Source organism: Deltaproteobacteria bacterium (assembly GCA_016874775.1).
GTDB lineage: Bacteria > Desulfobacterota > Binatia > Bin18 > Bin18 > VGTJ01.
The window spans coordinates 1-11,203 of record VGTJ01000190.1; the positions used below are offsets into that span (position 1 = coordinate 1).

At 54.6% G+C, this 11,203-nt stretch carries 11 protein-coding genes; 9 read left to right on the forward strand and 2 right to left on the reverse strand.

Annotated features, from left to right (window positions below; translation table 11 throughout):
* Positions 1–242: 242 nt before the first annotated feature.
* On the forward strand, positions 243–1,088 hold the full coding sequence (locus FJ147_23975; protein MBM4258945.1) for a tetratricopeptide repeat protein: 846 nt from the start codon (positions 243–245) through the stop codon (positions 1,086–1,088).
* Between the two features lie 85 nt (positions 1,089–1,173).
* Here the strand turns inward: FJ147_23975 and FJ147_23980 are convergent, their stop codons facing one another.
* Positions 1,174–2,082, reverse strand: coding sequence for a glycosyltransferase family 4 protein (locus tag FJ147_23980; protein MBM4258946.1), 909 nt, complete (start codon positions 2,080–2,082; stop codon positions 1,174–1,176).
* Positions 2,019–2,393, reverse strand: coding sequence for a hypothetical protein (locus FJ147_23985; GenBank protein ID MBM4258947.1), 375 nt, complete (start codon positions 2,391–2,393; stop codon positions 2,019–2,021). The genes FJ147_23980 and FJ147_23985 overlap by 64 nt, the downstream gene beginning before the upstream one ends.
* A gap of 198 nt (positions 2,394–2,591) precedes the next feature.
* On the opposite strand from FJ147_23985, the gene FJ147_23990 reads away from it, so the two are divergent.
* The 8 genes from FJ147_23990 (at position 2,592) to FJ147_24025 (ending at position 11,099) form a co-directional block, all read left to right on the forward strand.
* Complete coding sequence (locus tag FJ147_23990; GenBank protein MBM4258948.1) at positions 2,592–4,052, forward strand: hypothetical protein; 1,461 nt, start codon at positions 2,592–2,594, stop codon at positions 4,050–4,052.
* A gap of 92 nt (positions 4,053–4,144) precedes the next feature.
* Positions 4,145–5,047, forward strand: coding sequence for an FkbM family methyltransferase (locus tag FJ147_23995; protein ID MBM4258949.1), 903 nt, complete (start codon positions 4,145–4,147; stop codon positions 5,045–5,047).
* The gene (locus FJ147_24000) at positions 4,995–5,750 is read left to right on the forward strand and encodes a hypothetical protein (protein MBM4258950.1); all 756 of its coding nucleotides are present in this window, start codon (positions 4,995–4,997) and stop codon (positions 5,748–5,750) included. Before FJ147_23995 ends, FJ147_24000 begins: the two co-directional genes overlap by 53 nt.
* Positions 5,662–6,246: a hypothetical protein gene (locus tag FJ147_24005; GenBank protein ID MBM4258951.1), complete on the forward strand. Its 585-nt coding sequence runs from the start codon at positions 5,662–5,664 to the stop codon at positions 6,244–6,246. The genes FJ147_24000 and FJ147_24005 overlap by 89 nt, the downstream gene beginning before the upstream one ends.
* Complete coding sequence (locus tag FJ147_24010) at positions 6,203–7,486, forward strand: glycosyltransferase family 4 protein (GenBank protein MBM4258952.1); 1,284 nt, start codon at positions 6,203–6,205, stop codon at positions 7,484–7,486. The genes FJ147_24005 and FJ147_24010 overlap by 44 nt, the downstream gene beginning before the upstream one ends.
* A gap of 7 nt (positions 7,487–7,493) precedes the next feature.
* Positions 7,494–9,668: a zinc-binding dehydrogenase gene (locus tag FJ147_24015; protein ID MBM4258953.1), complete on the forward strand. Its 2,175-nt coding sequence runs from the start codon at positions 7,494–7,496 to the stop codon at positions 9,666–9,668.
* 9 nt (positions 9,669–9,677) lie between these two features.
* Positions 9,678–10,613, forward strand: a complete 936-nt coding sequence (locus FJ147_24020; GenBank protein ID MBM4258954.1) for a DUF4838 domain-containing protein — start codon at positions 9,678–9,680, stop codon at positions 10,611–10,613.
* Positions 10,614–10,751: 138 nt separating this feature from the next.
* Positions 10,752–11,099 (forward strand): DUF4838 domain-containing protein, encoded by a 348-nt coding sequence (locus FJ147_24025; protein ID MBM4258955.1) that lies wholly within the window; start codon positions 10,752–10,754, stop codon positions 11,097–11,099.
* The last annotated feature ends 104 nt before the right edge of the window (positions 11,100–11,203 follow it).

An 11,203-nucleotide genomic window follows, 5' to 3' on the forward strand; every position in this document is an offset into this window, starting at 1 on the left:
TGCGCGGCATTACCCTGAACAAGACAGCCATGCGGACGGTCGAAGCGCGACTGGAGCGTCATCCCAAGTTGCCCAAGTGGGACATCTTCATCCGCCCCGCTACTCCTGACTGATATAGGGGGATTTTCTTTTCCAGAATTCGCCTTATCTCAGCTCGCGAAGCACGAGAGACGATCCTCGCCTTTCCTACGCGGGCGGTTGGGCATCGTGCGCTGTTTGGCCTACAAAAAGAGCAGAAACCGTTGGGCGAACGGATCAAAGAACTAGAGATTGCTCTCTGGCTGGAGCCGTTGAATCCAGAAACCAGAGATGCGTATGACGTGGCGTTGATTGAGAATGGGGATCCCGTGGCGAGTGCACGAGAAGTCCAACGGTCAGTCTTTTTTGCGCCAGTGCTTGATGAACATTTCTACCTCACTGCCAAAGCGATACCATCTCTAGACTTGCAGGAAGTGCAAGCAATCGAAAACGGACTCCGCGAAGCCTTTGCGGCGCGTTATGCAGGAGCTGCCGAGGGGCTTGCCGGGTTCTATCAGATAGTCGGTCGGGTGGAGGAGCAAGCGAACGTGTACGCTGAGGCTGGGCGTACTGAATCTCGTCGCGATTGGCGGGTACGCTATTTACGCGAGGCCGGCGTGATCTATGCGCGGGCGGGGATGCGAGAAGAAGCAGAGCCTTTGTTACGGCACGTGATCACGATCACTCCGCGTGATCCTCTGCCGTACCGTATTCTTGCCACTGAGGTGTTCGCAGCGAAAGGCGACTTGGGTGCAGCGCGTCAGATTATCGACCTCGGCATTGCCAACGGCATTGATGCCATTCCGTTGTTGCTGTCGTTTGCCGATGCAGCACAGAGAGTTGGAAACTGGGAGCAGGCGAAATCGACTTTGCAGGCGGTGATCTCTCGCCAGAACTCTTCGTTCGATGCCCACTTTCGCTTAGGCAAGCTGTACGTGCAGGAGAAAAATTATGCAGATGCCGTTGTCAGTTTGCAGCGCGCGGCGGCGCTGCGTCCTGATTTCATCGCGGTATCCACCTTGCTCGGACAGGCGGAGAAGGCCCAGGAGAGAAAAAAGGCAAAAAACTAAATACAAAAGACAGAACTGGAGCAAACTCCTCCGCTGGTGATCGTTAAGGGGAGGAGTAACTGATTTTCCTATCCCAACCTTCTTCTTAGCGCTGAGTAACAAGGTGTAAAACACGCAGGAAGGCCTCAACCATTTTTTCCAGGTTGACCTCTTCCGCAACTATCCGATAGGCCTCGGCTCCCATGTGGCGGAGGCGTGCAACGTTCGAGAGCGCGTCTGCCAATGCTGATTGGAGTGCCTGCTGATCGCCGGGTGTTACCAACCAACCGCTCTCGGGACGTACCAGGTTCGATTGAGTGCCATCACCATCAGCGACAATAACTGGAAGTGTATGCGCCATTGCTTGTTGGATTGCTAATCCTCCTGTTCCTGGAAGAACGAACAGATCGGCTGCTGCAAAATAGGGTCTAGGCGCCTCACCGCTACGAGCTCCGACAAATGCAGCTTTGGGATAGATAGCCTGGGCGTGTGCTTCCATAGTCGCCCGATCTGGGCCATCACCAACAATCGTCAAGGAGGGCTGGAGGTTTGTTGGCAATGCGGCACATGCATCTAAGAGCAGATCGATACGTTTTCGTGCCTGCAAGCGACCAACAAACAAGACATGTGGTGGACCTGAGACGACGACTGGACGTTCCATGGGGGGGACAGGTCGGGGAGCGACTGCGTTTGGTGCAACGACAACCCGGTCGGCAGGAAATCCCAGGGCACAATACTGCTCAGCGCCGCTTTTGCTATAGCAAATCATCGCGTCAAAGCGCTGGAGAAAGCCTGACCATCTTCGTAATCGCCACGTGTTAAGGAATTTTCGCCAACGCGATCCGCTAACTGACATAACTCCCAGTCCCCACCCGATAACTGGCTTTTGGCGACGTTGCATCCAACCCAAAGCTGCACGCGTGCTAACGTAGCGCGGGTTTGCCTCGACAATCAGTGCATCTGGCTGCCATGTTTCAAGCCAGGGGAGCACGCCCGCTTGCCAGCACGAATACAAAGAAGACGAAGGAGAAAAAAATGATGATTGTGGGCAGGTGCGTGTTGTGCAGTGCCAAGCCGTGTTGCGGTTTCAATGAATTCTGCTGCCACTGGTTGTCCAGCAAATACACTCAGGCCGTTCGTACAGGTTGCGGCGAGCGCATCAAAAAAAGGTGCCCGATACGTCGGTAGCACTCGTTGTTGCAGACCAACACGGCCTGGATAGTGGTTGCGCATATCTTTATCACCCCCAAGAGCGAGACTCTCTACTCGTAGCCATATATCGTCCGTTCTCTGATTTTCTTGATACCCAAAGGCGACCGTCCCCATTAAAGAAATTTTCCTTTCTGCCGAGACTCTTCTGCGTGGGAGTTACCTGTTGGGGAACGTGGAAATCGCCTCCGCCTGTTACTGCCGTAGCCCATAACGGTCCAGTTCTGAATGCGGTTCGAGAGTTGTTGCCCGAGAAGAACACTGAATAGTAGGGACATGAGAAGAGACCGAATTTCACTACCCACGTGACAGGGCATGGCCTCCACCATTTTTCGTGACGTAGACAAACGCCTGACCGGAGAAACAAAGCTCAACAACTGCATGGAAACAGCTGCATCACATACAGGGGCTGCCGTTGAAGCCTCGACACCAAAGCCGTGGTCTGGGTTTGGAAGTCAGGTCGCGGTGACGTTAACGACGAATCTCTTCTTAAGCGGGCTTGGCCTGTGTTCAGGCGTATTGACTGCACGCTATCTTGGTCCCACCGGGCGAGGAGAATTGGAAGTTATTCTCCTGTGGGGAGCCTTTGTTGCGACAGTAGCATTACTCGGCCTTGGCGATGCGGCGATCTACTTTACTAGCCGCGAGCCACGACGAGCAGGGCATTACTGGATCGCTGGCCTGTGTTGTGCCCTCGTATGTGGTTTGCCGGTGCTGCTGCTCAGTAACTGGATCGTCCTGTTTATGTTACAGGGGCAGAGTGCCACGGTCACGGCAACCATGCTGTGGTTTCCGGTCAGCTTTTTCTTTCTATTTACGGTGATCTCTCTTTCTCTTGGTGTCCTGCGTGGTCTGGGGGACTTCATCTCCTGGAATAAATTGCGCATGCTGCCCCAAGTCGGATGGGTTGTTGCAGTAGTCACTCTGTGTTTTCTACACAAGAGCTCACCGACACTGCTGGCGATTGGGTTTCTGGCTACCTATGCCGTGGCCACTGTTGTGGTGGTCATCCACGTCGTGCGGCGACTGCCGTTCTCAACTGCTCGTGATGGGCGCGTATGGGTGCAGATGTTGCAATATGGTTTACCGTCGGTGACGAGCGGTATGCCTACCCACCTCTTACAAAGTGGCCGCCTTGTTCAGTTGTTTATTGCCTTTTTTCTCGATCCTGCGGCATTGGGACTGCTTGCGGTTGGGGTTGCCTTGGGAGATGTCATGCGCGTGATTCCAGGTGCGATAGCCGCTGTTGTGTTTCCCAGGGTGGCTGGTGCCCACGGTGATCAGCAACTCCATGAACTCACCCGTGGAACCCGTGTGACAGTGGTCCTTACCAGTCTGTGCGTGTTGGGGGCCGTGTCCGTCAGTCCACTGATGGTTCCCTTCTTGTTCGGTGAGCAGTTTCGTACGGCAGTGTACCTGTCCATGTTGATGGCTGTGGCTGGAGGAATCGATGGATTGAAGGTGGTGTTAGGCAGCAGTATTCGCGGGTTGGGACAACCAGCGGCACTGATTATGAGCGAGACGCTCGCGGTTGGTACGACTGCGTTCAGTCTGATGCTACTGCTGCCCAACACAGGGGTAAACGGTGCCGCCCTTGCCATTATTCTTGGTAATTTGACCGGCACACTCTTTCTTGTCCACGTTGCGAAAAAGGTTGCCCACTGTTCCATCCGTCGTCTCCTTTTTCCAACTGGTACCGATTTACAACAATTGCGGTCATCGGTGGTGCGTGAGTGGGGAGCGATGGTGCGCGCTGGGGTCGCCCGTCCTTCATAAGGTGATTGGCATCACCACCAGGTGAGAGCGCAGCAACCGTAGGCGTTGGACCAACTATACCGTACGAAAATGTCGAAAGGAGCAAAGAACTGGTGACACCGGCACATTTCCTTGTTCGTGCTTCGCGGACCCTTAAGAACGAGATCTATAAGTTCTTGCATGTTGATGCGCTGTCAGGCGCACGCGTGCATCCTGTTCCGACACTCGAAAAGATTGGGTCAGAGCGTGGCGGGTGGATCGTCCCGACCAATCGCATCAATCGTGATTCTGTTTGCTATTGCGTCGGAGTGGGAGAGGACATCACGTTTGACATGAGCGTGATCGAACGGTTCGGTTGTCGTGTGTTTGCCTACGACCCAACGCCCCGCGCGGCACTCCATGTGCAGAAACACGCAGCTCACTGTGCTGACTATATCTACGAGCGCGTCGGATTATGGGATACCGACGAAGTCGTGCGCTTCTATGCACCGGCTAATCCGCAGAATGTGTCACATTCTGCGCTCAATTTGCAAAAGACCGACACGTATTTTGAGGCACCCTGCAAACGGTTACGGACACTATTAGCGGACAATGGGCATGAGCATATTACGCTGCTGAAACTCGATATAGAAGGCGCAGAATACAAAGTTGTCCAATCCATCGTGGCAGACCGGCTGAACATCGACATCCTGTGTATCGAGTACGACGAAGCCTTTCATCCGCTCGATGCTCAGTATCAGCAGCGGATTGCTGCCTCAGTGAAAAGTATCCTTGACGCTGGGTATCGGCTGGTCGCCATTGGTGCGCCCGGTAACTACACCTTCACGAAACATGGCAATTGGTATTTCAAGAGCCGCGCTGTTCCAGCGTCAGGTAGAGGATGGCGTAGGGCATCGCCCGAGTACTCCGCAGGGACGTCTCTCGTTCCTCGACGTACAAGCCGTCACCCTGTATGCCCTGGGGATGTTCGGCTTTGGCCTCATCTTGACGATCGAGCGGTCACTCAACTTGCCTGAACGGGCACTGACCGTGCCGTATCGGGTGCTCATTTTGGCAGCTAGCCTGAGTATTATTGTGACCGTGCTGGTCAAAAGCAAAAGGGTGCTGCTCAGAATCTACATGCTGCCTCTCGTAGTGTTTTGGCTCGCCTATGGTGCGCGTTTCATCGCCGATGTGTACGTGCGTGAATTACCGTTAGCGCAAACACCCAGTGATCTGCTTTTTTATATCGTTGGGATGTGTGTGATCCCGATGACAGCGATGTTCCTTCACGCCAGTCCACGATTCGCGTCGGTCGCGGTGCTCACGAGTCTCGTCGTGTTAGGCCTTACCTGTGCTGCGATTCTGCTGTTCAGTCGTGATGTGTTGTTTACCGACTTCGGCCGACTCCGAGCTGAAGGGGGACTCAGTCAGATTACGCTAGGGCATCTCGGCGTTTCCTTAACGACACTCAGCTTGTTCCTGATGTTGAGTCGATTCCCGATCGTCCAGGTACCGCGGACGATCTTGACTGCACTCATTGTGTTTGGACTCTTAGTGGTCGGTCTTGCCTCTTCGCGAGGCCCGCTCGTTGCTCTGGTGGTGATGGTTCCGTTGCTGGTCGTCTTTGCCTGGTATCAAGGTAAAAAAAATGACCACCTTGGTGATCCTCACCGTTGCAACGCTTTCAGTTCCCTCTGGAATCTTGTTTCTTCAAGGCATCGGGAGCAACATCGATAAGCGCATTGCCTCGACGTTGGAACGGACGGAATCAGGCAAAGAGTCGCGCCTCGATTTATGGCAGAGCGCGTGGGAGGACTTTCTCGACCATCCCCTCGCGGGTCGCGCGATGGAAGGGCGCTACGACATCTATCCACACAATTTGCTCGTTGAAAGCTTCATGGCGACAGGGATGTTTGGTGGTGGTGCGTTCCTCTGGTTATTGTTACTGGGCCTGAGGGCGGCATTGCGCTTGATTTGGCGAAGCCATGAACATGGATGGATTGGGCTACTTTTTATTCAGATGACAGTGTACGGCTGTTTTTCAGGTTCATTGTGGAGCTTGTCGGGCTTTTGGTACATGCTCGCCGCAGTGCTGGTGTACGGACACGGAGCCTGTATCGCTGGGCCAGCGCCTACGACACTCAGGTCGGGCGCGTATGTTTTCTCATTGAATACCCAGAGAGAATATCTTGATGGGATGGGAGGGGACCGTGAAGCTATGCCTTATCGCTGATGGGCGCAGCGCCATTGCGCAGAACTGGATCCGGTATTTGCTTAAGGCGGGACATGAGGTCCATCTGGTGTCGTCGTATCCTTGCGATCCTACGGTCCTGCCTGTGGCTTCGCTTCACATCGCTCCAATCGCATTCTCTTGGTTTGGATCACAGTCTGTGAAGCAGAACAGCGTGCCAAGCGAAACCGTCGGGGAAGCTCAACGGTGGATGACGTTGACAAAAAAGGCCTGTTTACCGTTGTGCTCTCATGTCCGGCATTGGTTGGGTCCTCTTGATGTCTATCGTTATGTTGGTCGTATCCGGCAACTTCTGACGCGTTTGCAGCCGGAGCTCGTACACGCAATGCGTATTCCCTTTGAAGGGATGCTTGCGGCTGAAGCACTGCAGGGACAACAAACCCCACTCATTGTGTCAGTGTGGGGGAATGATTTTACGTTGCATGCCCAGGGGTCACCGCTCATCGGATACCTGACGAAACGAACCTTAGCGCGTGCTGACGGACTGCATCCAGATTGTCATCGCGACCTTACCCTTGCGCACCAATGGGGCTTTGCTGCGAGTAAACCCGCGGTCGTCTTGCCTAGTGGAGGTGGGATTCAGACGGATCTGTTTCGACCTGGGTCAGTAGAGCACCTGTGGGCGGAACGATTGGCAATCCCGTCTGGTACCCCAGTCGTGCTCAATCCTCGTGGCATTCGCGGGTATGTGCGCAATGATACGTTCTTCCAGGCCATTCCACTTGTCCTGAAGAGCAAACCGAGTGTGATTTTTCTTGGGCTTGCTATGCAAGAAGCCAGAATGGCACACGATTGGGTGGAGCGACTATCCATCGCGCATGCTGTTCGTCTTCTTCCTGCCGTCTCACGGCCAGAGATGGCGGCGCTGTTTCGCCTTGCTGACGTTGCGGTGTCGCCGAGTGAACATGATGGAACACCCAATACGTTATTGGAAAGTATGGCGTGTGGAGCGTTTCCTGTTGCTGGCAACATTGAGTCAGTACGCGAATGGCTCGACGACGGTGTGAACGGCCTGCTATGCGACCAGCGAAGCCCGGAATCTCTGGCTGCAGCAATCTTGCGTGCACTGGAGGATCATGAACTACGAAAACGCGCGGAGGTGCACAACCAACGCCTTATTGCCGAGCGTGCGGAACATCTTGCCGTGATGACGCAAGCAGAGGCTTTTTATCGACAGTTCTGTCACCCCTTAACGGACTCTCACGTCAACACTGCACACTGAAACTACTATGAGACAACTTATACAATCAGTTCGGACAGGTGAAACTCGTGTTGCTGAACTCCCAGCCCCACAAGCGCAGGCTTCGACAGCGTTGATACAGACTGTGGTGTCACTCGTGTCGGCTGGTACTGAGCGAATGGTCGTAGAATTTGCGAACAAGGGGTTAGTAGCGAAAGCACGGAGCCGTCCTGACCTGGTTCGTCAGGTGTTTGATAAAGCCAAACGAGAAGGCATCCTGAGTACACTGGAGGCGGTCCGCAATCGCCTCGACCAACCGATGGCCCTTGGGTATAGCAGTGCGGGAACTGTTCTTGCTGTTGGTAGAGATATGGAAGACTTTGCTGTGGGAGACCGCGTGGCATGTGCCGGTGGCGGGTATGCCTCACATGCCGAAGTCGTCAACATCCCGAAGAACCTGCTTGTCAAACTGCCTGACCCTGTCGACTTCGAAGCCGCAGCCTTTGCGACACTTGGCGCCATTGCGCTGCAAGGCATTCGCTTAGCTGAGGTCAAGCTTGGCGAAGTGGTCGCAGTCATCGGCTTGGGTTTGCTTGGCCAACTGACCGTGCAGATGCTGAAAGCGGCGGGATGCATTGTGGTCGGGATGGATATCAAATCGCAGCGAGCTGATCTCGCGCAGCAGTTCGGTGCAGATGCCGTTGCGATTACCGCAGAACAGTGCCAGGCCATGTGCACGCGACTCTCTGGTGGGCAGGGGGCGGATGCTGTGTTGATTACTGCAGATACCAAAGAAAATGCGCCAGTTGAACTCGCTGGCGATCTCGCACGAGACAAAGGGGTCGTGGTTGCCGTGGGTGCGGTGGGGATGACGATCCCGCGAAAAGTGTACTTCGAGAAAGAACTCGACTTCCGCATCTCTCGTTCCTATGGTCCGGGCCGCTATGACGCAGAGTATGAAGAGAAGGGACATGACTATCCGATCGGCTACGTGCGATGGACAGAGAATCGCAACATTCAGGCCTTCGTGCGCTTGTTAGCTGAAGGTAAAGTCAATGTGAAGCCGCTCATTACTCATCGCATTGCGATCGAACAAGCGCCGCAAGCGTACGATGTGGTGCTGGGGAAAACTGGCGAGCCGTTCATGGGCGTCCTCTTGACGTATCCTGAACAGCCAGATTTAGCACGCCGCGTAGTACTACGAGACACTCAGCCGTTGTCCGAACGACACAACCCAACCGCCGACAAGGTCACTATTGGTGTTCTTGGTGCGGGAAATTATGCAACTGCCACACTGCTTCCCGCTATGCAGAATCTTCCCGGACTGACACTCGCGGGTGTGTGCACGGCCACAGGGATGACCAGCCGCACGGTTGGCGAGAAATTCGGCTTTGCGTTTTGCACGACTGCCGAAGAGGAACTCTTCACCAACCCAGAGGTCAACACCATCGTCATTACGACGCGTCATCATCTCCATGCACGACAAGTGGTAACGGCACTGGAAGCAGGGAAGCGGGTGTTTTGTGAGAAGCCACTTTGCCTGACAGCAGAGGAATTACAAACAGTAGCGCAAGCCTATGCCGAGCAGCAGAACCCTTTTGTGATGGTGGGATTCAATCGTCGCTTTGCGCCGATGGCGCAACAGTTGAAGAGCTTTGTTGCGACTCTACAGGAACCGCTGGCTTTGCACTACCGGATCAATGCGGGGTACATTCCATTGGAACATTGGGTCCACGACCCTGAGCAAGGTGGTGGCCGCATCATCGGTGAGGTCTGTCACTTTGTCGATTTGCTGTCGTTCTTGAGCGGATCACTTCCGGTGCAGGTCTATGCGAATGCCCTGTCGAATGGTGGCCGTTACTGTAACGATAACGTCATGATCACGCTGACGTTTGCTAATGGATCAGTGGGAACGATTACCTATGTTGCCAATGGTGACAAGGCCTTTCCCAAAGAGCGGGTCGAAGTTTTTGGCGGTGATGCGGTCGCGGTCCTTGATGACTTCCGGAGCCTCGAACTGGTTCGTCATGGGAACCGACAGGTGCATAAGGCGCGATTGCGGCAGGACAAAGGCCATCGCGGCGAGTGGGAAGCGATCGTGGCTGCGATACAAAAGGGTGCTCCAGAACCGATTCCCTTCACCGAGAGTGTCGTGGTCACGCGGGCAACATTCGCCATTGTCGAATCGCTACGGACAGGGAAAGCCGTCAAGATCGACGCGTAGGAGCGAGCCATGCTCACACGGCGATCTGTCTTGAAACTCGGAGGCTTGCTGGCCTTGCAACAAGCGTGCAGCGTACGCCCCCAGCCGCCTACCGAAGAGATGTCGTCGTTCCGTTTATTTGAACAAGGCAAGTGGCATGCGGTGATATGTTGTGCAGTGCAGGCGAGTGCTCAAGTTCGAACCGCAGCGACATTGTTGGCGCGTTACTGCCAGCAGTGCACTGGCGTGCCGATTGCCGCGGTAGCGAAGCCGTCCGCAGAGCAGGTGTGTATACAGATCGGAGCAGGTGTGGGCGAGCCGCCAGCGAGCGAGGTGCTCCGTGGTCTCGACGCCGACGGTTTTGTCATCGACTTTCCTGATAACCGAACAGTACGAATTCTTGGCGTGACAGATTGGGGCACCGAGTTCGGGGTCTACGAGTTCCTTGAGCGCTATCTTGGCGTACGCTGGTTGTTACCGGGACCACAAGGCGAGTATGTGCCACAACTTCAGACGCTTACGCTGATGCCTGAACTCGTACGCCAGCAGCCGGTCTTTACTTCACGACTCCTCAGCGGTTTGCGTGGTGAGGAACAAGTGACTTGGGCTCGACGGCAACGCCAGCATGGGCGGATCGAGTTTCATGACAATCTCCGCAACCTCTTCCCGCCCGAGCAGTATACCAAGACGCATCCACACTTTTTTCCTCTACGCGACGGGAAACGCTATCTGCCGCCGACGAATACCTCGCCGGCATGGCAACCTTGTTTTTCGGCTCATGGTCTTGTCGATGAAGCCGTCAAGAATATCTGTGCCTACTTTGCACGACATCCAAACGCAACGTCATATTCACTTGCTGTGAATGATGGACATGGATATTGCGAATGCGATCTGTGCACAGGGGGAGACGAGAAACGACGCAACGCTCTCGGACTCGTTGACGCGTCACGCGCATACTTTGCCTGAGCTAATGCTGTCGTCGCTGGGGTTTTAGAACAGTACCCTGACAAATGGTTTGGTTGCCTAGCGTATCGGGCAGTGTTGGAGCCACCGATACAGAGGACGGTTCACCCCCGCATTGTTCCGTTTCTCACCTACGATCGCATGAAGTGGGCAGACGCCACCATCGCCGCAGAAGGGAAGCAACCGACAGAAGCGTGGCAGCGCGCGGCGGCACAACTTGGCTGGTACGACTATGTCTATGGTACTCCGTACTGTGTGCCACGCGTCTATTTTCACCTCATGGCTGACTATTATCGCTATGGTGCGCAACACCAGGTTTCGGCGATGTATGCAGAAGCCTACCCCAACTGGGGCGAAGGTCCGAAACTCTACATCGCGTTAAAGTTGCAATGGGACCCAACTCTGAATGTGGAGGATTTGCTGCAAGAGTGGTGCGAGAAAGCGGTGGGGAAGACGGCAGCACCTGAGTTAGGCATGGGCAAGAATTAAGTTACCGATTAAGAGCGAGGAAGAAGCGTATAGTTCCAATCGCCATGAAACTTACCGGGTTTGATATTGAGCGCTTGAAACTCATCGTCGGAGACCTGTAGGCC

Coding starts and splice junctions, on each gene's coding strand:
- FJ147_23985 (MBM4258947.1), bottom strand. CDS start 2,393: ATGGGGACGGTCGCCTTTGGGTATCAAGAAAATCAGAGAACGGACGAT.
- FJ147_23990 (MBM4258948.1), top strand. CDS start 2,592: ATGGCCTCCACCATTTTTCGTGACGTAGACAAACGCCTGACCGGAGAA.
- FJ147_24000 (MBM4258950.1), top strand. CDS start 4,995: ATGTTCGGCTTTGGCCTCATCTTGACGATCGAGCGGTCACTCAACTTG.
- FJ147_24005 (MBM4258951.1), top strand. CDS start 5,662: ATGACCACCTTGGTGATCCTCACCGTTGCAACGCTTTCAGTTCCCTCT.
- FJ147_24015 (MBM4258953.1), top strand. CDS start 7,494: ATGAGACAACTTATACAATCAGTTCGGACAGGTGAAACTCGTGTTGCT.
- FJ147_24020 (MBM4258954.1), top strand. CDS start 9,678: ATGCTCACACGGCGATCTGTCTTGAAACTCGGAGGCTTGCTGGCCTTG.
- FJ147_24025 (MBM4258955.1), top strand. CDS start 10,752: ATGAAGTGGGCAGACGCCACCATCGCCGCAGAAGGGAAGCAACCGACA.